Origin of the sequence: Rhodococcus sp. NPDC077669 (assembly GCF_040686915.1) — a bacterium.
GTDB classification, from domain to species: Bacteria; Actinomycetota; Actinomycetes; order Mycobacteriales; family Mycobacteriaceae; genus Rhodococcoides; species Rhodococcoides fascians.
This window is the reverse complement of the sequence record NZ_JBFBMD010000008.1, coordinates 125,270-145,612: the sequence shown is the minus strand read 5'-3', so window position 1 is coordinate 145,612 and position 20,343 is coordinate 125,270. Positions and strand designations below refer to the sequence as shown.

General features: G+C 64.9%; 19 protein-coding genes. 15 read left to right on the top strand and 4 right to left on the bottom strand.

Annotated features, from left to right (window positions below):
- Positions 1-18: 18 nt before the first annotated feature.
- From AB0P23_RS12520 to AB0P23_RS12500, 5 genes are all read left to right on the top strand, one after another.
- Complete coding sequence (locus AB0P23_RS12520; RefSeq protein WP_027494484.1) at positions 19-1,647, top strand: ABC transporter substrate-binding protein; 1,629 nt, start codon at positions 19-21, stop codon at positions 1,645-1,647.
- 164 nt (positions 1,648-1,811) lie between these two features.
- On the top strand, positions 1,812-2,738 hold the full coding sequence (locus tag AB0P23_RS12515) for an ABC transporter permease (protein ID WP_027494483.1): 927 nt from the start codon (positions 1,812-1,814) through the stop codon (positions 2,736-2,738).
- Positions 2,731-3,702, top strand: a complete 972-nt coding sequence (locus tag AB0P23_RS12510) for an ABC transporter permease (protein ID WP_032386012.1) — start codon at positions 2,731-2,733, stop codon at positions 3,700-3,702. The genes AB0P23_RS12515 and AB0P23_RS12510 overlap by 8 nt, the downstream gene beginning before the upstream one ends.
- Positions 3,699-5,420, top strand: coding sequence for an ABC transporter ATP-binding protein (locus tag AB0P23_RS12505; protein ID WP_027494481.1), 1,722 nt, complete (start codon positions 3,699-3,701; stop codon positions 5,418-5,420). Before AB0P23_RS12510 ends, AB0P23_RS12505 begins: the two co-directional genes overlap by 4 nt.
- Positions 5,421-5,452: 32 nt before the next feature.
- On the top strand, positions 5,453-6,199 hold the full coding sequence (locus tag AB0P23_RS12500) for a hypothetical protein (RefSeq protein ID WP_032364740.1): 747 nt from the start codon (positions 5,453-5,455) through the stop codon (positions 6,197-6,199).
- A gap of 365 nt (positions 6,200-6,564) precedes the next feature.
- Here the strand turns inward: AB0P23_RS12500 and AB0P23_RS12495 are convergent, their stop codons facing one another.
- A complete protein-coding gene (locus AB0P23_RS12495; RefSeq protein ID WP_032364739.1) occupies positions 6,565-7,398 on the bottom strand; it encodes an HAD-IB family hydrolase in 834 nt (277 codons plus the stop codon).
- 347 nt (positions 7,399-7,745) lie between these two features.
- Here AB0P23_RS12495 and ssd point away from each other — a divergent pair, with 347 nt between their 5' ends.
- The 7 genes from ssd to AB0P23_RS12460 all read left to right on the top strand — a co-directional run bounded on the left by ssd (position 7,746) and on the right by AB0P23_RS12460 (position 12,339).
- Positions 7,746-8,861, top strand: coding sequence for a septum site-determining protein Ssd (ssd, locus tag AB0P23_RS12490; protein ID WP_080733267.1), 1,116 nt, complete (start codon positions 7,746-7,748; stop codon positions 8,859-8,861).
- The gene (locus AB0P23_RS12485; RefSeq protein WP_032373802.1) at positions 8,849-10,042 is read left to right on the top strand and encodes a TadA family conjugal transfer-associated ATPase; all 1,194 of its coding nucleotides are present in this window, start codon (positions 8,849-8,851) and stop codon (positions 10,040-10,042) included. Before ssd ends, AB0P23_RS12485 begins: the two co-directional genes overlap by 13 nt.
- Complete coding sequence (locus AB0P23_RS12480; protein ID WP_032373803.1) at positions 10,039-10,818, top strand: type II secretion system F family protein; 780 nt, start codon at positions 10,039-10,041, stop codon at positions 10,816-10,818. Before AB0P23_RS12485 ends, AB0P23_RS12480 begins: the two co-directional genes overlap by 4 nt.
- A complete protein-coding gene (locus AB0P23_RS12475; protein ID WP_287454520.1) occupies positions 10,815-11,387 on the top strand; it encodes a type II secretion system F family protein in 573 nt (190 codons plus the stop codon). The genes AB0P23_RS12480 and AB0P23_RS12475 overlap by 4 nt, the downstream gene beginning before the upstream one ends.
- A 66-nt stretch (positions 11,388-11,453) precedes the next feature.
- Positions 11,454-11,654 carry a DUF4244 domain-containing protein gene (locus AB0P23_RS12470; protein WP_032373805.1) on the top strand — a complete coding sequence of 67 codons (201 nt, stop codon included), beginning with the start codon at positions 11,454-11,456 and terminating at the stop codon, positions 11,652-11,654.
- A 23-nt stretch (positions 11,655-11,677) separates the two neighbouring features.
- Positions 11,678-11,989, top strand: coding sequence for a TadE family type IV pilus minor pilin (locus tag AB0P23_RS12465; RefSeq protein WP_032373806.1), 312 nt, complete (start codon positions 11,678-11,680; stop codon positions 11,987-11,989).
- On the top strand, positions 11,986-12,339 hold the full coding sequence (locus AB0P23_RS12460; RefSeq protein WP_032373807.1) for an Rv3654c family TadE-like protein: 354 nt from the start codon (positions 11,986-11,988) through the stop codon (positions 12,337-12,339). Before AB0P23_RS12465 ends, AB0P23_RS12460 begins: the two co-directional genes overlap by 4 nt.
- Before the next feature lie 167 nt (positions 12,340-12,506).
- Here the strand turns inward: AB0P23_RS12460 and AB0P23_RS12455 are convergent, their stop codons facing one another.
- Positions 12,507-13,769: an alpha-hydroxy acid oxidase gene (locus AB0P23_RS12455; protein ID WP_032373808.1), complete on the bottom strand. Its 1,263-nt coding sequence runs from the start codon at positions 13,767-13,769 to the stop codon at positions 12,507-12,509.
- Between the two features lie 51 nt (positions 13,770-13,820).
- Positions 13,821-15,545: an L-lactate permease gene (locus tag AB0P23_RS12450; protein WP_230593390.1), complete on the bottom strand. Its 1,725-nt coding sequence runs from the start codon at positions 15,543-15,545 to the stop codon at positions 13,821-13,823.
- A gap of 88 nt (positions 15,546-15,633) precedes the next feature.
- Between AB0P23_RS12450 and AB0P23_RS12445 the strand changes: the two genes are divergently transcribed.
- Complete coding sequence (locus tag AB0P23_RS12445) at positions 15,634-16,410, top strand: FCD domain-containing protein (protein WP_230593389.1); 777 nt, start codon at positions 15,634-15,636, stop codon at positions 16,408-16,410.
- Between the two features lie 158 nt (positions 16,411-16,568).
- Here AB0P23_RS12445 and AB0P23_RS12440 read toward each other — a convergent pair whose 3' ends face one another.
- Complete coding sequence (locus AB0P23_RS12440) at positions 16,569-18,938, bottom strand: DEAD/DEAH box helicase (protein ID WP_363797744.1); 2,370 nt, start codon at positions 18,936-18,938, stop codon at positions 16,569-16,571.
- 402 nt (positions 18,939-19,340) lie between these two features.
- Here AB0P23_RS12440 and AB0P23_RS12435 point away from each other — a divergent pair, with 402 nt between their 5' ends.
- Together AB0P23_RS12435 and AB0P23_RS12430 are read left to right on the top strand one after the other, a co-directional pair.
- Positions 19,341-19,544 (top strand): cold-shock protein, encoded by a 204-nt coding sequence (locus tag AB0P23_RS12435; RefSeq protein ID WP_005248460.1) that lies wholly within the window; start codon positions 19,341-19,343, stop codon positions 19,542-19,544.
- Between the two features lie 151 nt (positions 19,545-19,695).
- Positions 19,696-20,283 (top strand): hypothetical protein, encoded by a 588-nt coding sequence (locus AB0P23_RS12430; protein WP_363797742.1) that lies wholly within the window; start codon positions 19,696-19,698, stop codon positions 20,281-20,283.
- The last annotated feature ends 60 nt before the right edge of the window (positions 20,284-20,343 follow it).

Genomic DNA, 20,343 nt, shown 5'->3' with positions numbered 1-20,343 from the left:
TCTGGATGGAGGATTTCCTTGCGTAAAACACGCATCGCGTCAGCTGCAATCGCAGTTGTCGTCGGAGCGGCGCTGGTGACGGCGTGCTCTTCGAGCGATTCGACCGGCGGCGGAGGGTCAGGAGACGGCTCCGGCATCATCAACGCCTGGAGCGGTGAGCCGCAGAACCCCTTGGTGCCCACCAATACGAGCGAGAACACCGGCGGACGTGTCGTCGACTCGATCTTCGCCGGCCTGGTGTCCTACACCCCCGAGGGCGGTGTAGAGAACGAGGTCGCGGACTCGATCGATACCACCGACGGCCAGAACTACACCGTCACGTTGAAGGACGGCTGGCAGTTCACCGACGGCACGCCGGTCACGGCCAAGTCGTTCGTCGATGCCTGGAACTACGGCGCACTGTCGACCAATGCGCAGCTGCAGGGATCGTTCTTCGATCCGATTCAGGGCTACGACGAGGTCGCAGCCGAGAACCCGACGGTGCAGACCATGTCCGGTCTCAAGGTCGTCGACGACAAGACGTTCACCATCGAGCTCAAGCAGCCCGAGGCAGCGTTCCCCGATCGTCTCGGCTTCGCCGCGTACTACCCGCTGCCCGAGGTTGCGTACCAGGACATCGCCGCGTTCGGCGAGAACCCGATCGGCAACGGCCCGTACAAGTTCGCCCAGGAGGGCGCTTGGCAGCACAACGTGCGGATCGACCTGGTCACGAACCCCGACTACGCCGGTAACCGCAAGCCCGCCAACGGCGGCGTGAGCTTCATTCTGTACAGCAACCTCGACACCGCATACACGGACCTGCTGTCGAACAACGTCGACGTTCTCGACAACGTTCCGGCCTCGGCCGTCACCACCTTCGAGTCCGATCTTCCCGACCGCACGGTGAACCAGCCGTCCGCGTCGATCGAGACGTTCACGATTCCGGGCCGCCTCGCGCACTTCGGTGGCGAAGAGGGTGTGCTGCGTCGTCAGGCGATCTCCAAGGCGATCAACCGCGACCAGATCACCGAGCAGATCTTCAACAAGACCCGTACCCCGGCCAAGGACTTCACCAGCCCGGCCATCGACGGCTGGACCGGCGATCTCTCCGACGTCGGAAACGTCGAGTACGACCCCGAGGGTGCCAAGGCTCTGTGGGCCCAGGCCGACGCCATCGCGCCATGGTCCGGAACGTTCTCCATTGCGTACAACTCCGACGGTGGACACCAGGAATGGGTGGATGCGGTCAGCAACAGCATCCGCAACACGCTCGGCATCGAGGCGCAGGGTGCGCCGTACCCGACGTTCGCTCAGCTGCGCACCGAAGCCACCAACCGCACCATCGCGACCGCCTTCCGGTCGGGCTGGCAGGGTGACTACCCGCAGCAGTACGGGTTCCTGGCACAGAACTACCAGACCGGTGGCAGCTCCAACGACGGTGAGTACTCCAACCCCGAGTTCGACCGTCTGCTCCGCGAGTCCGCAGGTGAGACCGACAAGACCAAGGCGCAGGAGCTGACCAACCAGGCTCAGGAAATCCTGCTCAACGACCTGCCCGCAGTGCCGACCTGGTACCGCAACGCAGCGAGTGGTTGGTCGGAGAACGTCACCAACGTCAAGATCGGTTGGGACGGAATCCCCATCTACAACCAGATCGAGAAAAACTGATCACGTTCGCTCCACTGCTGTAGAGACCGAGAAGGGCGGTAGGTCTTCCACCTACCGCCCTTCTCGTGTGCTCGCTCACTCCCGTATCTACGTTCGACGCCCCGCTGCAGCTGATCCTTGCGCCTCTGCGGTGACGTCCACCTTCCTCCAAAGGAGGTGATCCGATGCTCTGGTACATCGGACGCCGATTACTTCAGATGATCCCCGTGTTCATCGGGGCGACATTCTTGATCTATGCCATGGTCTTCTTGCTGCCAGGAGACCCCATCGCGGCATTGGCCGGAGACAAGGCGATCAGTCCCGCCGTCGCCGACCAACTGCGCGCCCGCTACAACCTCGACCAGCCGTTCATCGTGCAGTACCTGCTGTACCTCAAGGGCATTTTCACGTTCGACTTCGGCATGTCCTTCTCGGGCCGCCCGGTCAGTGAAGTTCTCGTACAAGCGTTTCCGATCACCGCCAAGCTCGCCTCGATGGCCCTCGTGATCGAGGCCGTGTTCGGTATCGGCTTCGGTCTCATCGCGGGTCTGCGCAAGGGCAAGCTGTTCGACTCGACGGTCCTCGTCGTCAGCCTCGTCATCATTGCCGTGCCGATCTTCGTCATCGGCTTTCTCGCGCAGTTCTTCATCGGTATCAAGTGGGGTTGGGTGCCGCCGACAGTGGGAGGCAACACCAGCTTTACCAACCTGTTGCTGCCGGCATTCGTACTCGGAGCCGTCTCGTTCGCCTACGTGGTGCGGTTGACGCGCACGTCGGTGGCCGAGAATCTCAGTGCGGACTTCGTGCGGACGGCGACGGCCAAGGGGCTCTCGCGTAACCGTGTCGTCAACGTGCACGTGTTGCGTAACTCGCTGATTCCCGTCGTGACGTTCCTCGGTGCAGATCTGGCCAGCCTCATGGGCGGCGCGATCATCACCGAAGGAATTTTCAACATCAACGGAGTCGGCGGCACCATCTACCAAGCCGTCATCCGCGGTGAGGCACCGACCGTCGTGTCTTTCGTGACCGTGCTGATCGTCGTCTATCTGGTCGCCAATCTCATCGTCGACCTTCTCTATGCCGCGCTCGACCCGAGGATTCGCTATGTCTGATCCCATCACCCCGAAGAGCGTCGACGCCGATCGCGCTACTCGCCAAGCACGTTTCGTCGAGGCCGACGAGGTCATCGACGTGTCGCAGACCGACGCTGTCGTCATCGACGACGCACCCGCCAGCATCTGGTCGGATGCGTGGCGGAACCTGCGCACGCGTCCGATGTTCATCGTCTCGGCCATCATCATCCTGGCCGTCATCGTGGTCGCAGCCGTGCCTGGCCTGTTCACCAGTACCGATCCGCGCTTCTGCGATCTGCAGTTCAGCATGCAGGGCCCGGGATCCGGACACTGGTTCGGTTACGACCGACAGGGCTGCGACATCTACTCCCGGGTGCTGTTCGGTGCTCGGGCGTCCGTGCTGACCGGAGTCGGGGTCACGTTCCTCGTGCTGGTCATCGGCGTCGTGTTCGGTGCTCTGGCCGGCTTCTACGGCGGCATCGCGGACTCGTTGCTCTCACGGATCACCGACATCTTCTTCGGCGTTCCGCTGATTCTGGCGGCCATCGTCCTCATGCAGCTGTTCACCGATCGCACGATCTTCACGGTGATTCTGGTGTTGGCGTTGTTCGGCTGGCCTCAGATGGCTCGCATCACTCGCGGTGCAGTGCTGTCGGCGAAGGGCAACGACTACGTAATGGCCTCGCAGGCTTTGGGTTTGACGCGACTGCGAACTCTGATGAGGCACGTACTGCCGAACGCGATGGCACCGATCATCGTCATCACGACGATTTCACTCGGTACGTTCATCGTGGCCGAGGCGACGCTGTCGTTCCTCGGCATCGGACTGCCTCCCACCGAGGTCTCCTGGGGCGGCGACATCAGTGCCGCTCAGGTCACCCTGCGACAGGGCTCGACCATTCTCTTCTATCCTGCTGCAGCGCTGGCAATCACGGTGCTCGGCTTCATCATGATGGGTGACGCCCTGCGCGACGCCCTCGACCCGAAGGCGAGGAAGCGATGACGGATCCAGCACGCATCGCAGTGGAGCAGCCCCTGCTCGACATCCAAGATCTCGAGGTCTCGTTCCGGTCCAACTCCGGTGCGGTCCCGGCTGTTCGCGGAGTATCGCTGACGGTCTACCCGGGGCAGACCGTTGCGATCGTGGGCGAATCCGGTTCCGGTAAGTCGACCACCGCGCACTCGATCATCAACCTGCTTCCCGGAACCGGCACGGTGACGGCGGGGCGCATCCTGTTCGAGGGCCGTGACTTGGCGCAGGCCAAGGAGAAGGATTTCGTCGACATCCGCGGCAGCCAGATCGGCCTGGTTCCTCAGGACCCGATGTCCAACTTGAACCCGGTGTGGAAGATCGGCTTCCAGATCGAGGAGGCCCTCGCTGCAAACGGCATCGCCAAGGGCAAGGCGGCTCGGGTTCGGGCAGCCGAGCTGCTCGAGGAAGCGGGTCTCAGCGATTCGGAGAAGCGGGTCAATCAGTACCCGCACGAGTTCTCGGGCGGTATGCGTCAGCGCGCGCTCATCGCGATCGGGCTTTCGGCACGACCGAAACTACTGATTGCCGACGAGCCGACGTCCGCTCTCGACGTGACCGTGCAGCGTCAGATTCTCGATCATCTCGAAGGTTTGACGAAGGAACTCGGAACCGCGGTTCTGCTGATCACCCACGATCTCGGCCTGGCTGCCGAACGAGCCGAGCACCTCGTCGTCATGAGCAAGGGGCGGATCGTGGAATCCGGTCCGGCACTGGAGATCCTGCAGGACCCTCAGCATCCGTACACGCGCAAGCTCGTCTCCGCCGCGCCGTCTCTGGCGTCGCAGCGACTGAAGTCGTCGGTGGTGCGCAAGGACATCGTCGAGCATGCCAAGCAGGTGGCGGTCGAGGCCGTCACCGAGGAGACCGACTCGGCATTCGAGCCGGCCGCGGACACTGTGCTCGTGGTCGAGGGGCTGACCAAGGAATTCAAGCTCCGGGGCGGCAACCCGTTCAAGTCGTCCGTGTTCACGGCCGTCAAGGATGTGTCGTTCGGAGTCGCACGCGGTACCACCACTGCGATCGTCGGCGAATCGGGTTCTGGCAAGTCGACTGTGGCACAGATGGTTCTGGGACTTCTCGAGCCCACTGCGGGTTCGGTGAAGTTCGACGGGCGCGACGTGGCGGGGTTGAACAACAAGGACGCGTTCGCATTTCGTCGTCGAGTGCAGCCGATCTTCCAGAATCCGTACGGGACGCTGGACCCGATGTATTCGATCTTCAGCACCATCGAGGAGCCTCTGCGCACCCACAAGGTGGGGTCGAAGTCCGAGCGGGAAGCCAGAGTCCGTGACCTGCTGGACAAGGTGGCACTGCCGTCGTCGGTGATGCGCAGGTTCCCCAACGAGCTGTCCGGCGGCCAGCGGCAACGTGTCGCAATCGCTCGTGCGTTGGCCCTCGAGCCCGAAATGGTCATCTGCGACGAGGCAGTGTCGGCTCTGGACGTGTTGGTGCAGGCGCAGATCCTGTCCCTGCTCAACGACCTGCAGGCCGAGCTCGGGTTGACGTACCTGTTCATCACGCACGACCTCGCGGTGGTCCGTCAGATTGCTGACGACGTGCTCGTGATGCGCAGCGGCGAGATCGTCGAGGCGGCGTCGACCGATGCCGTCTTCGACAACCCGCAGCAGGAGTACACCCAGAAGCTGCTCGCAGCCATTCCGGGTGGCTCGGTGCAGCTGGGCGCATAGCCGCGGTGGGTGAGGGGGTACCGTCGTCTGTCGTGACGGACCCCCTCGCCCCGCTGCTGGAATTGCCCGGAGTTGTCGATTCCGCCGAACGGGCACGCGATGCCCTCGGTGCCGTGCATCGGCACAAGGCCAATCGTCGTGGGTGGCCGGCGACCGCGGCCGAGGCCGCTGTGCGGGCAGCTCGTTCGTCCTCCGCGCTCGAGGGCGGTTCGATGGATTTCCCTCGCGAAGGCGAGGAGGGCGACCCGATTCTGGCGGGTGCGCTGCGAGTGGCCGCTGCTCTCGACGGTGACGCCCTGCAGAACACGTTGTCGACGTGGAAGCGCGCACCACTGCAGACGCTGGCCCGCCTACATCTGTTGGCCGCCGCGGATCTCGTCGACGACGCGTCCTCGCTCGGTCGACCGCGTACGGACGCGGGCATCGGCGAGCGGCTCGATCTCCTTGCGCAGTTGGTGACGGGTGGAACCTCCGCGCCGGCTCCGGTGATCGCGGCAGTCGTGCACGGTGAACTGTTGACGCTGCGGCCTTTCGGAACTGCCGACGGCATCGTGGCGCGTGCTGCATCGAGGTTGGTGGCCGCATCGTCGGGATTCGATCCGCACAACCTGGGCGTGCCGGAGGTGAGCTGGATGCGTCGAGCGAACGCGTACCGGGATGGAGCCGCCGGGTTCGCCGAGGGCACGGCAACGGGCGTCGGTAGTTGGGTGATCCTCTGCCTCGGAGCATTCGAAGCTGGTGCTGCAGAAGCGACTTCGATTGCCGAAGCTGCACAGTAGGAGTTGTGCACACGTAAAAGGGCGGCGATGCCGACTTGCGTCGACGTCGCCGCCCGTTAGCACGGAGCGCCTGGTTACCAAGCGTGCACAGGTGGGCTGTGATGGACTACCACGTGGCCTCGGCGAGAACTCGACGGTGATGAGGTCATCCCTGCAACCGGTGCAGGGTTCTTGCTGATCACCCACGAATATCGCAGGCCCACAGCGCTTCTGCCATTAGGTGGCTAGCTCCGCGTGGGTGCCGGTGTCCGTGCTGGGAATCGCGGTCGGGAGAAGCGAACCTTCTCTTCCGGTTCGTTCTTGGCCTTCCGTTCTTCCGTACGTCATTTGTACCCCGTGACGCCGCTCACATCAAGGGTTTGGGCTCATCGTTTTCTGCGGAGTAGTCCGTAGGTGATCGCGCCGGCCGCTATTGCGCTGAAACCTGCTGCAGCACTGGCTACTACGGTCTTCCCGGACGGATTCGGAATGCGGGAGCGCAGCGAAACGGGGTTCGAGAATGTCAGAATCGGCCAGCCGAGGGACGAGGCCTCTTTGCGGAGTGCGCGGTCTGGATTGACGGCGGTGGGGTGGCCGACCGCCCGCAGCATCGGCACGTCGGTGATCGAATCCGAGTAGGCGTAGCTCTTGGAGAGGTCGTAATCATGTTGTGCCGCCAGGGACTTCATGGCGTCGACCTTGCCCTCGCCGTAGCAGTAGAAGTCGACCTCGCCGATGTACTTGCCGTCGACGGTCACCATGGTCGTGGCCATGCTGTGGTCGGCGCCCAGCAGTTCGGCGATGGGGTGCACGATCTCGTCGCCCGACGCCGAGACGACCACCACGTCGTGTCCGCGGAGCTTGTGGTCCGCGATCAGATCGGCCGCTTCGGCGAAGACGAGGGGATCGACGATGTCGTGCAGGGTTTCGGCCACCACTGCTCGCACCTGTTCGACGTCCCACCCGGCGGTCATGCCCGCGATGTGTGCGCGCATGCGTTCCATCTGGTCGTGATCGGCACCGGAGAGCAGGAACAGAAACTGCGCATAGCTGCTCTTGAGTACCGCTCGCCGGTTGATCAGACCTTGGTCGAAGAACGGCTTGCTGAAGGCCAGAGTGCTGGACTTCGCGATGATCGTTTTGTCGAGGTCGAAGAAGGCGGCGACGCGCGCTGCGCGTCGGCCGGCGGGGGCGTCGTCGGTGTCTGCGCTGAGGGTCACGATTGTCACCATAGTGGCCGGTGGTGACCGGTGGATGTCGCGCAACTTCTCTTCTCGACTCGCTCCGAGCAAGTCCACAAATTGAGACGGTTGAACTTGCAAACATGGACGTCCACGGGTGTAGTATTTTCCACGAGCCCGGTTCATTCCGGGCGGTGTTCAGCCCGACCCCCCGGGGCTGAACCAGACGACCCTCGCCTCCTCCCCCCCTGGCGAGGGTCGTCCTCTTTTCCGGGGTAGGCCGAAAACTGGTACCGCGGTACCGGTATTCATCCACAGGGGCCGATCTATCCACATTTCCCCAAGTCGCGCGCCGCGCGAGCGGATTCTCGCGCACGCTTGGGTCCATGAAAACGGATTCGATTTCACGGCGGACGAACGCGAACGCGTCGATGTCGATCGAACATCACGGACTGCGTCAGGACGTGTATCGAATCGCCGCAGCCGCGGATTGTGTTGTGGAAGAGGAGAACTTACTGGTCGGTATCGGATCAGCACGTCCGATTTGGGAATACCCAGGAATAATTTTGATCGATTTTTCTTCTGCCGAGTCGGCGCTCGCAGCTGGATTTCCGCGACGGCCCGGCGTCGTTCTGGTCACGGCCGCGTCGCCGACACTCGACGATTGGCGGACGGCCACAGCGCTCGGTGCCGAACACGTGGTGTCGTTGCCCTCGGACGAGGACACGCTCGTTCGCATCCTGGGTGAACCCGTCGTCACATCGCCGGGCGGCGGTGGCGTCATCGCGGTCGTCGGTGCCCGCGGAGGTGCGGGTGCGTCCACGTTCGCGGCGGCGCTGGGCCTGTGCAGCAGTCGTACGGGGCAACGCACGCTCGTGGTCGAAGCCGACCGGTACGGCAGCGGCCTCGATCTGCTGCTCGGCTGGGAGAACGCCCCAGGTTTGCGATGGTCCGGCCTCGTCGTCGAGGGCGGGCGAGTATCCGGCGACGCACTCCACGGCGCGCTGCCGTCGAAGAACGGATTGTCGGTGCTGGCACTCGGGCGAACCGACGACCGGCGAACCGGACTCTCGGCCGTCGCCGCGGCGGCTGTGCTCGACGCGGGGCGCGCTGGAGGCGATCTCGTGGTGTGCGACGCCCCGCGTCACTCCGATGACCTCTCGGACGCCCTCTACGCCGCAGCCGACCTCGTCGTACTGGTGCTGCCTGCGGAATTGCGGGCCGTGACGTCGGCAGAAGCAGTAGCGGACGAGATCTCGAGTCGAAATGCGAACGTCGGATTGGTCGTTCGTGGGCCCGCACCCGGGGGACTACGGGCCGCGGACATCGCCGCCGCCCTCGACCTGTCGCTGCTGACGTCCATGCGGGCCGAGCCTGGATTGGCCGAGCGTCTCGAGCGGGGCGGGCTTGCTCTCGGCCGCCGCTCACCGCTCGCGGCGGCGGCCACCGTGGTCCTCGATACGTTCGCGCACAAGCCCGGTGGTCAGCGGTGGGCAGCATGAGCGCAGTCGTCACCGCCGAATTGCTCGACCGCGTACGAGATCGGCTCGCTGCTTCGGCACAGTCTCCGGTGCCCGCCACCGTTGCCGCAGCAATCCGCACCGAAGCAGGGGGAGTCATCGGTGACACCGATATGCTTGCGGCACTGCGTATTCTGCAGACCGAGCTCACCGGAGCAGGCCCGTTGGAGCCGCTCCTGTCCGAGCCAGGAGTGACCGATGTTCTGGTCACGGCACCGGATCAGGTGTGGATCGATCGCGGTAGAGGCCTGGAACGCACCGGAGTCCAGTTCGCCGACGAATCCGCGGTCAGGCGGCTGGCGCAACGGCTCGCGCTCTCGGCCGGTCGGCGATTGGACGATGCGCAGCCGTGGGTCGACGGCCGATTACCCGGCGTCGGACAGGGAGCGTTCGGGGTCCGTCTGCACGCGGTGCTGGCACCGGTGGCGAGCGGTGGAACCTGCCTGTCGTTGCGAGTGCTTCGCCCGGCCACCCAGGGGCTCACCGCGCTCCGGGCGTCCGGTGCGGTGACCGAGGAGGGCTACGATCTGCTCGCGCGGATTGTGCTCGCGCGCTTGGCGTTTCTGGTCGTCGGAGGTACCGGTGCCGGGAAGACCACCCTTCTGGCTGCTCTGCTGGGCGAGGTCGACCCAGCCGAACGAATCGTCTGTGTGGAGGATGCGGCCGAGTTGGCTCCGGCGCATCCCCATGTGGTGCGTCTGGTGGCCCGTGCTCCGAACGTCGAAGGTGTGGGCGAGGTGTCGGTTCGGCAATTGGTTCGCCAGGCACTACGGATGCGACCCGATCGGCTCGTCGTCGGTGAGGTGCGCGGGGCCGAGGTGATCGACCTGATGACGGCCCTCAACACCGGGCACGACGGCGGCGCCGGAACCATCCATGCCAATTCGCCCTCGGAAGTCCCCGCTCGGCTCGAAGCTCTTGCCGCACTGGGCGGAATGGGCAGAGACGCACTGCACAGTCAACTCGCGGCGGCCGTCCAGGTCGTCCTGCACGTCCACCGGAGCGCCGACGGCACGCGCAGATTGCGGGAGATCGGACTGGTGGAGGTGGATTCGACAGGCCGTGTCCACATTGTGCCGGCGTGGTCCGCTGAATCCGACGCCGTGCCCGGGCAGCGCGGACTGCACGAACTGCTCGCTCGCCGATGTGGCGAGATGCGATGACGGCGGCACTGTGCGTCCTGGCCGCTGCATTCACGCTGTGGCCCAGCCGCTCTCGCCGACTATCGCGCCGCGGTCGAGGTGCCGTCGGGGTTCCTGGGTGGGCGTTCCCTGTGGCTGTTGCGTCGGGGTCGGCGGTGGGCATGTTCTGGATCGGCGGTCCGTGGGGCGCGGCGGCTCTGTTCGTGGCGGGCGGTACCGGATGGCACCGACATCGCCGTCGCACCGTGCGCGCCCGACGGACGGCCGAATTGGATTGGTTGGCAACCGGAGTCGAAGTGGTCATCGGTGAATTGCGGGTCGGTGCGCACCCGGCGACGGCCGGCGAGGTGGCTGCGGACGAGTGCGGCGGGATCGCCTCGGAGGCGCTGCGCGGTGCTGCGTCCAGATCGCGACTCGGTGGACGCGCTGCCGACGGGATAGCCGCGTCGGATCCGCTGTTGAATCCCGAACTGGACCGCTTGGCCGCGGCATGGCGGGTGGCCGACGAACACGGCCTCGCACTCGCCGAGTTGCTCGACGCCGTGCGCGAGGACCTGCTCGGACGTAGGCGATTCCGGGAACGAACCGAGGCCTCGCTCGCAGGGGCCCGCGCTACTGCATTGGTGTTGGCTGGACTGCCCGTCCTCGGGGTCGCGCTCGGGCAACTGATGGGGGCCGATCCGCTGCGCATACTGCTGGGCGGCGGGCTGGGCGGAATCCTGCTCCTCATCGGAACCGCTCTCGGCTGCGCAGGTCTGCTGTGGACCGATGCGATCACCGGCAAGGTGACGACATGACGTGGGCGATCACGCTTTGTCTGGCAACGGCTTTGGTCGTCGTCCCCGCTGCCCGTGGTGGTTTGTCGCGGGTGGAGGTTGCAGGGCTTTCGACGACAGATGCCGTCGACGACTCCGGACCCGATCCGCTCGCCGTGGCGACGACGTTCGACCTTCTCGCTGCGTGTCTGCGTTCCGGACTGCCGATCTCGACTGCCGCGGCGGCCGCAGCCCGCTCCGCTCCGCCCGCATTCGGTATCGCTCTGCGCAAGGCCGCCGATCTGCTCGAGCTGGGGGCCGATGCAGCGACGGCGTGGGACGCAGTGGCGAAGGATCCGGAGACCGAGGCGCTGGCACGGATGGCGAGACGATCCGCCCGGGCCGGGTCGTCCATGGCGTCGGCGATGACGGAACTGGCTGTCACCCAACGAACTCGGGCCGAGGACGCGTCGGCGGCAGCGGCCGAACGGGCCGGTGTGCTGATCAGCGGACCACTGGGCCTGTGCTTTCTGCCCGCCTTCATCTGCCTGGGCATCGTCCCCGTGGTGATCGGACTGGCGGGCAATGTGCTGGGCGGCGGCGTGCTGTGACCGCCGCACAACGAATCGTCCGGTGCGGACACTCCGCGCCGGAGTACTGGGAGGGGAAGCGTCATTATGGGGAATGCACTGCAGGAGATCAAGACTCGAATCGCATTGTTCGGTGTGGAGGACGACGGTATGTCGACCGCGGAGTACGCGATCGGCACCATCGCCGCCGCGGCATTCGGCGCGGTCCTCTACACGGTGGTGACCGGAGACAGCATCGTGACCGCGCTGACGGGGATCATCGATCGAGCGCTCAACACAACCGTCTGATTCCGGGCGGTGAGGACGGGGCTGTGACGGTGGAGGCGGCGATTGCCGTCGCGTCCATCGTCGCAGTGATCGTGGTGTGTATCGGGGCGATCGTGTCGGTGACGATGCACATCGGGTGTGTCGATGCTGCGAGGGAGGCGGTTCGATTGGCGGCCAGAGGTGATGGGGCCCGGGCTGTGTCGGTAGGGGAGCGGGTTGCGCCGGAGGGTGCTCGGATCACGGTGCGCGAAGACGGTGAATTCTTCGTCGCGCGGGTGGAGGTGGAGAGTCCGCTGCCTGGACTGACGTTGTCGGCGGAGGCCGTTGCTGCTGCGGAACCGGTTGCAGCGGAATGAAATCAGGTGTGCGCGATGACGAGGGCGGGGCGACGGTGTTGGCTGCGCTGGCGATGTCGGCGTTGATCGCCGTCGTGGTGATGGTGATGCACGTCGGCTCGGCAGTGGGTGCTCGTCATCAGGCGCAGTCGGCTGCCGATCTCGCTGCATTGGGCGGGGCGGGGGCTCTCGATCGTGGGGTGTCCGATGCGTGTGAGACGGCGAGGGGGTTGGCGATGCGAATGGGAACGGAGTTGCGAGAGTGCACGATCGACGAGTGGGATGTGATCGTGACGGTGGGTCAGCCGGTGTTCCTCGGACGCTTCGGAATGTCCGACGCCACCGCGACGGCGCGGGCGGGGCCGGAGTGAGTCCGGGCCCCCGCCCGCCGGCCGCCCGCCCGCCCGAATCCGCAAACGCGCGCGCGTTTGTCAGGTGCGAGCGGAATCGCCCCGTTCGAGCCGGCGAATTCGCGCGCGTTCAGCGAATGCGCGCGCGTTTGCGGTGAAACCCGGCCTCGACGGTCCGTCCGCAGCGGTCAGCGCGGCGTGAATGCGGCGGCACCGGACTGCAGAGGGGCCAACCGAGTGAGTTGCGTGACGTGTTCCGGGGTCAGTTCCGCGAGTGAATTGACCTGCAGCAGTTGCATGGTGCGGATGATCTCCTCCCTCAGAATCTCGATCATCCGGTCGACGCCCTCGCGGCCGCCTGCCATCAGGCCGTAGAGATACGCCCGGCCGACGAGCGTGAACGATGCTCCCATTGCGATGGACGCGACGATGTCGGCACCGTGCATGATGCCCGTGTCGACGGCTACCTCGAAGTCGGATCCCACTTCGCTCACGACCTGCGGCAGCAGATGGAAGGGGACAGGAGCGCGATCGAGTTGTCGGCCTCCGTGGTTCGACAGGATGATTCCGTCGACTCCCAGTTCGGCGAGGCGAGCCGAATCTGCCACCGATTGAACACCTTTGACGACCAGTTTGCCGGGCCAGATGCTACGGATGACGTCGAGATCTTCGAACGAGATCGACGGATCCATCGCCGAATTGAGCAGCTCCCCGACCGTGCCACCGGTGGAGGACAGCGATGCGAACTCGAGCTTGGCCGTGGTGAGGAAGTCCCACCACCACCAGGGCCGCGGGATGGCGTTGGCGATCGTCGACGCGGTCAACTGCGGCGGGATGGAAAATCCGTTGCGCTTGTCGCGCAGACGTGAGCCTGCAACCGGTGTGTCGACCGTGAACAGGAGGGTGTCGAAGCCTGCCTTCGCGGCGCGTTCGACCAAACCGAACGAGATGTCGCGGTCTCGCATGACGTAGAGCTGGAACCAGTTTCGACCGTTCGGATTGGTGGCCTTGACGTCCTCGATAGACGTGGTGCCCAGAGTCGAGAGGCAGAACGGGATTCCCGCAGCGCCGGCGGCAGCAGAACCGGCGTATTCACCCTCGGTCTGCATCAGGCGAGTGAAGCCCGTCGGTGCAATGCCGAACGGGAGCGCGGACGGCCCGCCGAACACCGTCGTCGAGGTGTCGACGTGGGAGACGTCCCGCAGGATCGAGGGATGGAATTCGACGTCGCGGAAGGCCTGACGAGCCCGCGAGAGCGAGATCTCGGCGTCGGCGGCACCATCGGTGTAGTCGAATGCCGCGCGTGGGGTGCGTCGACGGGCGATGGTGCGGAGATCGTCGATGGTGAGCGCGGCGTTCAGACGTCGCCGACGCAGGTTCAGATCGGGCTTCTTGAACGAGAGGACCTCGCGCAGGTCGGTGGCTTTGGGCATCTGCCGGGTGATGGGCATGTCATGGTCTCGATTCTGTGCAGTGTGTCGGTGAGTGTGGGCAATGTCGGGTCAGGGGAGCATCCAGGCCAGTACCGAACTCTGCAGTCCGACCAGTAGGCAGATGGCCAGCAAAAGGCCGAGACTCCACCAGATGACTTTTCGGAATATCTCGGACTCTCGTCCCACCAGACCCACCGCCGTCGCGGCGATGGCGAGGTTTTGAGGACTGATCATCTTTCCCACCACACCACCCGAAGTGTTGGCGGCAACCAGCAGGGTGGGATCGATGCCGGCATTGATTGCCGCGGTCTGCTGCAGCGTCGCGAACAACGCGTTGGCGCTGGTGTCCGAGCCGGTGACGGCGGTTCCCAGCCACCCCAGTATCGGGGAGAGGTAGGCGAAGAATGCCCCGGTGCCGGCAATCCACGTCCCGATGGTGATGGTCTGGCCGGACTGGTTCATCACGTAGGCGAGGGCAAGGACCGCGCCGACGGTGAGTGCGGAGAATCGGAGTTTGATCAGGGTGGTCCCGAACAAACGGGCGGCATCGGGAGCGCTGACGCGATAGACGGCGGCAACGATGACACCGCAGATCAGGAGCAGCGTCCCCGGAGTGGACAGCCAGGTGAACTTGTAGATCGTGGTGGTGGCCGGGGAACCGGCGGCGGTGAGGATCTTGCCGTCGAGACCGGGCCACGGTACGGCGATGTCGGTCGATGCCAGGAATCGAGTGACCGGGGACCACAGTTTGGCCACGGAGAACACCGCAATGATCAGCAGATAGGGGAACAGTGCGAGCCACACGCGCTGCGCCGTCAGGGGAGCGGCTTCGAGGGTGCGGGTGGCGACGGGTGCAGGTGTGATCGGGGCCGGCGTGATCGGAGCAGTGCCCGAGCTTCCAGGTTCGAGGTCGGCATCTCGGGCCAGGAGGATGCGCTCACGGGCTTCGTCGGATCCGGTCGGCTTCCAGAACCGCAGAACGACGACTGCGGCCGCGATGCCCGCCAGCGAGGCGATGATGTCGGTCAACTCGACCGAGATCCAGGTTGCGCTGACCCACTGGGCAATGGCGAACACGACACCGACGGCCACGGCGACCGGCCACGTCTGTGCGACACCGCGTCGACCATCGGTGAGGAACGCGATGAACAGCGGTACGAACAAGGCGATGAACGGAGTTTGGTGGCCCACGTAGGCGCCGATCTCGTGGTAGTCGATGCCCGTCAGGTTTCCGGCAGTAAGGATCGGAATGCCGATGGCACCGAAGGCAACCGGCGCGGTGTTGGCCAGCAGTACGACTACGGCTGCGCGCATCGGCGCGAAGCCGATGGCCAGAAGCATGACACCGGTGATGGCGACGGGAGCACCGAATCCCGCGAGGGCTTCCAGGAGTCCGCCGAAGCCGAACGCGATGATGATGGCCTGGATGCGCGGATCGTCGGAAATGGCGTCGATGATGCGCCGCAGGTCGTCGAATCGCCCGCTCGCCACGGTCAGCTCGTACAGCCAGATTGCGCAGATCACGATCCACACGATCGGGAACAACCCGAACACGAAGCCCTGTGTGGCCGACAGGCCGGCGAGGTTCACCGGCATGTCGTACGCGAAGATCGCCACCGCCAGTGCGACGGCGAGTCCGGCCAATCCGGCGAAGTGCGCTTTCCATCGCAGGACGCCCAACGCGACGAAGACCGTCAGCAGCGGCAGGCACGCCACCGCTGCGGACAATCCGATGCTGCCCGCGAGCGGTTGGAGTTCGGGTGTGTACACAGCTGCTCCTTCGTAGACCCTCATTGTTTGTGAGGTCTGACCTTACGACGAATGGTATGGATCACACTCGATGCGGTCAAGAGGCTCAGCACACAGCGAAGATTCTGGTTGGATGGCGAGTATGTCTATCGATGCAGGACAGGGGCGGGAGGAACCGCTGCAGTGGAAGCCGGTCAGGCGGGCCCGCGCACACGAACTGGTCATCGATGCGATCGAAGAACGGATCATGGCCGGTGACCTCCGCGTCGGAGATCCACTACCGCCCGAGCGCGAGTTCGCGGCTCAACTGGACGTCAGCCGCGCAGGGGTTCGTGAAGCGGTTCGCGTCCTCGAGAGCAGCGGAATTCTGCGGTCGTCACCGGGATCAGGACCGGGGGCCGGCACATTCGTCGCGGCCTTGCCGCGTCAAGCGCTCACGCGACTGCTTCGCCTACACGTTGCACTGACCAATTTTCGGATCGACGACTTGATCAGCACACGAGTCGCTCTGGAGCGGGCAAGTGTTCACCTCGCCGCGGTGGCCCCCGATCAGGACAAACTCGCACAGGCCCGAGACGCCGTCGAGATCATGGAAACGCAGGGAGTCACCCGAGAGGTATTCAACGACGCCGACACGAATTTTCACATCGCCTTGGCCGAGGCCTCGGGTAACGACTTCGTTGCGTCGCTCACCGCAGCGATCCGGGAATCGATGCGTGCGCCCATCCTCGCCGCGTTGCTGGAGATCGACGATTGGGACTCGTTGGCCGACACGCTGAAAGCCGAACATCGACAGATCCTGGCCGCAGTCGAAGCCGGTGATGCGGAGCGTGCAATGCAGTCGGCCGAAGAACACATCCGATCGTCTGCCGCGGCACTGTCCATCCGCAACAAGACTGAGCCGTCGTAGCGCCGAATGTGGCTACGCGGCAGGGTGTCCAGGGCGGTGGTGTGTCCCCATACCGCAAACGCGCGCGCCTTTGCTGAAAATGGGTCGTATTCGCCGCCAAACCCCGGCAATTTGCGCGCGTATGACAAATGCGCGCGCGTTTGCGCCGAACCCGAGGCTCACGGCTCCCGAGTAATCGCCGCCAACACTGCGGTCAGCACTCGAACGGCACCCTCTTTGTCCAGGGGGTCGTTACCGTTTCCGCATTTCGGGGATTGCACGCAGGACGGGCAACCGGTCTGACACTCGCAGGAGACGATGGCGTCCTTGGTGGCGGCGAGCCAGTCGGCGATGGCCACGTGTCCGCGGTCTGCGAAGCCTGCTCCGCCGTCGTAACCGTCGTAAACGAAGACTGTCGGGAGCCCGGTGTCGGGGTGTAATGCCGTCGACACTCCACCGATGTCCCATCGATCGCAGGTCGCGACCAACGGCAGCAACCCGATGGCGGCGTGCTCGGCCGCGTGCAGCGATCCGGGGAATCGCTCGAACGGAACACCGCTGTGCTCCAACAACTCCGGGGTGATGGTGTACATGACGGCGCGGGTGTCGAGGGTCTGGGCCGGCATGTCGAGTTCGATGGAATCGAGGACCTCGCCCGAGGGGAGGCGTCGGAGATATCCCACCACCTGATGGGTGACGTTCACCTGCACCAGCGCGACGCGGACCTCGCCGTAGTCGACGGATTCGTGCACCGCGGTGATCGCGATGTCGGTGATCTCGCGCGCCGAGGTGTTCCACTCGGGTTGTTCGGCATGCACCAGCGCGAGGCCGGCCTCGAGATCGAGCTCGTCGACCACGAAGGATTCGCCCTGATGTATGTGCACCGCACCGGGATGTGCTGTGGCAGGGGCACGTCCGCCGTCGACGGTGCCGAGCATGCGGCCGGACTCGCCGTCGACGATGGCGACCTGCACGCCCGTGCCGCCGCGAATGTTGACCGCACCGTGCGGAGACAGCTGCTGCCCCTCGGGGGTGATGAACCACCCGTGAGGACGCTTACGCACGTAGCCCTTCAGCTCGAGCTCTTCGAGCACAGATTCCGCGCTCAACGCCTCGGCCTCGGCCAGGGTGATCGGTAGTTCGACTGCAGCGCAGAGCAATTGGGGAGCGAGGATGTACGGATTGGTCGGGTCGGTGACGGTTGCCTCGACCGGCTTGTCCAGCAGGGCAGCCGGGTGATGCACCAGGTAGGTATCCAACGGATCGTCGCGCGCGACGAGCACCAGCAGTGAGCCCTCTCCGCGACGTCCGGCGCGCCCGCCCTGCTGCCAGAACGACGCGACGGTCCCCGGGAAGCCGGCGACGATGACGGCGTCCAAACCGGCGATGTCGACGCCGAGTTCGAGTGCGTTGGTGGTGGCCACTCCCAGCAGGGTGCCGTCGGACAGGTCGCGTTCGAGTTTGCGACGATCCTCGGCCAAATAGCCTGCGCGATAAGCGGCGACGCGTCGGACCAGTTGCGGATCGACGTCGGCGAGAATTCTCTGGGTCCCCAACGCAGTGACCTCGGCTCCGCGCCTGGACCGTACGAACGCGAGTGTCCGCGCACCCTCGATCAACAGATCCGCCATGATGCGCGACGCCTCGGCCCCCGCCGATTTGCGTACCGGCGCACCGTTCTCGCCGGTGATCTCCTTGAGCAGCGGCGGTTCCCAGAGTGCGACGGTACGCGCTCCGTGGGGCGAGCCGTCCTCGGTGATCTCCTCGCAGGGCGCTCCGATGAGTCGACTGGCTGCGCGTCCCGGCTCCGAGGTGGTGGCACTGGCGAGAACGAACACCGGAGACGCTCCGTAGCGCGCGCAGAGGCGTCGCAACCGACGGAGTACCAGGGCGACGTTGGAGCCGAAAACGCCTCGGTAGTAATGGCATTCGTCGACCACGACGTAGCGCAGGTTGCGCAGGAAACGCGACCATCGCTCGTGCGCGCCGAGGATGCCCAGGTGCAACATGTCGGGATTGGTGAAGATCCAGCGCGCATTGGTTCTGGCCCACTGCCGAATCTCGATCGGGGTATCGCCGTCGTAGGAGCTGGGAAACACCTCGGCGAGATCGTCTGACAGCGAACGTAACTCGTCGGTGATCGAGATGGTGGTGCGTAGCTGATCGGCTCCGAGGGCCTTGGTCGGTGCGAGATACAGAGCCGTCGCCCGGGCGTCGGCGGCCAGTGTCGTCAGAATGGGCAGCTGATAGGCCAACGATTTGCCCGACGCGGTACTCGTCGAGAGCACCACATGGCTGCCCTCGGCGGCGAGCGTCGCGGCCCGGGCCTGATGCGTCCACGGTTGTGCGATGCCCCGAGAGGTGATCACCTGCACCACTTCCGGGCCGACCCACGACGGCCATGGTGCAAAACTGGACGATCGAGCCGGCATCTCGGCGACGTGCGTGACGGGGCCGTCGTCGGCGGGGGTACCGGCCAACACTCGATCCAGCAGCCGCTGCCCGTAACTCCGGACATCCGCACCGTCGTGCGGATGCTTCTCGCTCACTGCCGCTCTCCATGCATTCGTTCGATCTACTGGCCAGCCCTTCGGGCTCACGCGACCTGGAGTCCTCATGCTATCGCGGACCCGAAACGAGCGGCTCGACCCCTGGTGAGAGCCGCATTCCACCCGTCCGGCGTTGTGTGTTGTTACAAGACGGGCAATTTGTTCGAAAAGGGTCGGTTTTCGACTGTTGCGAACGCGGAGTTCATGGTTCACTTGACGCGGTCGCAGCTTCTGTGTTCGTTCTACGCTTCGCAGGATCTTATGTTGCGGGCGCGGTACTGGGAGAGCTCGTCCATCAGGGGGAATCCTGAGGGGGATTCGTACAAGTGCAGCGGTCGGAACCGGCCCGATGGATCGAAAGTGCGCTCCATCGAATCCGGTGTTAGAAAGAGAAGGAAAAGCATGGCACAGGGAACTGTGAAGTGGTTCAACGCCGAAAAAGGCTTTGGATTCATCGCACCAGAAGACGGCTCCGCTGACGTTTTCGTTCACTACTCCGAGATCCAGGGCAGCGGCTTCCGCACCCTCGAGGAGAACCAGCGCGTCGAGTTCGAGGTCGGCCAGGGCACCAAGGGTCCTCAGGCAACGGGCGTTCGCGCAGTCTGATTCTTTTCTCCTCGGAGACGAGAACCTTCATCCCCCTTTCTCGATCGGCCGTCAAAAGCCGTTCGAGAAAGGGGGATGTTTCGTTCGTGGCGAACCACCAGGAAGAGTCGAAAGCAGTCTCTGCCGGTGTCGATGTCCTAATGTCCATGCTGTGAACCAGCTGTCCTTCTTCTCTGCCGAGTCGTTGCCGCCCGCGGTGACCGATCTCAGCGGACTGCTGGCTGCCACCGGCCATGTCGTCACGTCCTCGGGATCGGCACGCATCTCTGTCGTCGTCGACGCGCAGTGGCGGGCCGATGCCATTGCTGAGTTGATCGAACAATGTGGTCTGTCGGCAGAGCTGGGACGGTCCGAAGAAGACCGTCCTCTCGTCCGCACCGCGTCGGTTCCGGAACTGTCCGCGCTGGCGTCGTTGTGGACCAAGGGCGCGGTGAAGGCCGTGCCTCCCGGGTGGGTGCCCGGTTCTCGGGAGTTGCGGGCATGGGTGCTCGCGTCGGGGCGTCCCGAGGCGCAGGGGGAACGCTACGTACTCGGCCTCGATCCGCACGCGCCGGAGACTCATGCGGTCCTCGCTCAATCGTTGATGCGCGCGGGCATCGCGCCGACTCTGATCGGCACCCGCGGGTCCAATCCCGGCCTTCGAATCACCGGCCGACGTCGGCTGTTGCGCCTCACCGAGAACGTCGGCGAGGCTCCTGCGAATGTGGACGCACGTACCAATTGGCCCCACGCTGAGTAGGAGGATGAATGACTGATCTGCGAGTATTTGCTCGACGTATGTCAGTCTGTTAGGAGTGGG

Excerpts from the sequence above, each read along its gene's own strand:
- AB0P23_RS12515 (WP_027494483.1), top strand. The coding sequence starts at position 1,812 with ATGCTCTGGTACATCGGACGCCGATTACTTCAGATGATCCCCGTGTTC.
- AB0P23_RS12510 (WP_032386012.1), top strand. The coding sequence starts at position 2,731 with ATGTCTGATCCCATCACCCCGAAGAGCGTCGACGCCGATCGCGCTACT.
- AB0P23_RS12505 (WP_027494481.1), top strand. The coding sequence starts at position 3,699 with ATGACGGATCCAGCACGCATCGCAGTGGAGCAGCCCCTGCTCGACATC.
- ssd (WP_080733267.1), top strand. The coding sequence starts at position 7,746 with ATGAAAACGGATTCGATTTCACGGCGGACGAACGCGAACGCGTCGATG.
- AB0P23_RS12480 (WP_032373803.1), top strand. The coding sequence starts at position 10,039 with ATGACGGCGGCACTGTGCGTCCTGGCCGCTGCATTCACGCTGTGGCCC.
- AB0P23_RS12475 (WP_287454520.1), top strand. The coding sequence starts at position 10,815 with ATGACGTGGGCGATCACGCTTTGTCTGGCAACGGCTTTGGTCGTCGTC.
- AB0P23_RS12470 (WP_032373805.1), top strand. The coding sequence starts at position 11,454 with ATGGGGAATGCACTGCAGGAGATCAAGACTCGAATCGCATTGTTCGGT.
- AB0P23_RS12460 (WP_032373807.1), top strand. The coding sequence starts at position 11,986 with ATGAAATCAGGTGTGCGCGATGACGAGGGCGGGGCGACGGTGTTGGCT.
- AB0P23_RS12455 (WP_032373808.1), bottom strand. The coding sequence starts at position 13,769 with ATGCCCATCACCCGGCAGATGCCCAAAGCCACCGACCTGCGCGAGGTC.
- AB0P23_RS12450 (WP_230593390.1), bottom strand. The coding sequence starts at position 15,545 with ATGAGGGTCTACGAAGGAGCAGCTGTGTACACACCCGAACTCCAACCG.
- AB0P23_RS12445 (WP_230593389.1), top strand. The coding sequence starts at position 15,634 with ATGGCGAGTATGTCTATCGATGCAGGACAGGGGCGGGAGGAACCGCTG.
- AB0P23_RS12435 (WP_005248460.1), top strand. The coding sequence starts at position 19,341 with ATGGCACAGGGAACTGTGAAGTGGTTCAACGCCGAAAAAGGCTTTGGA.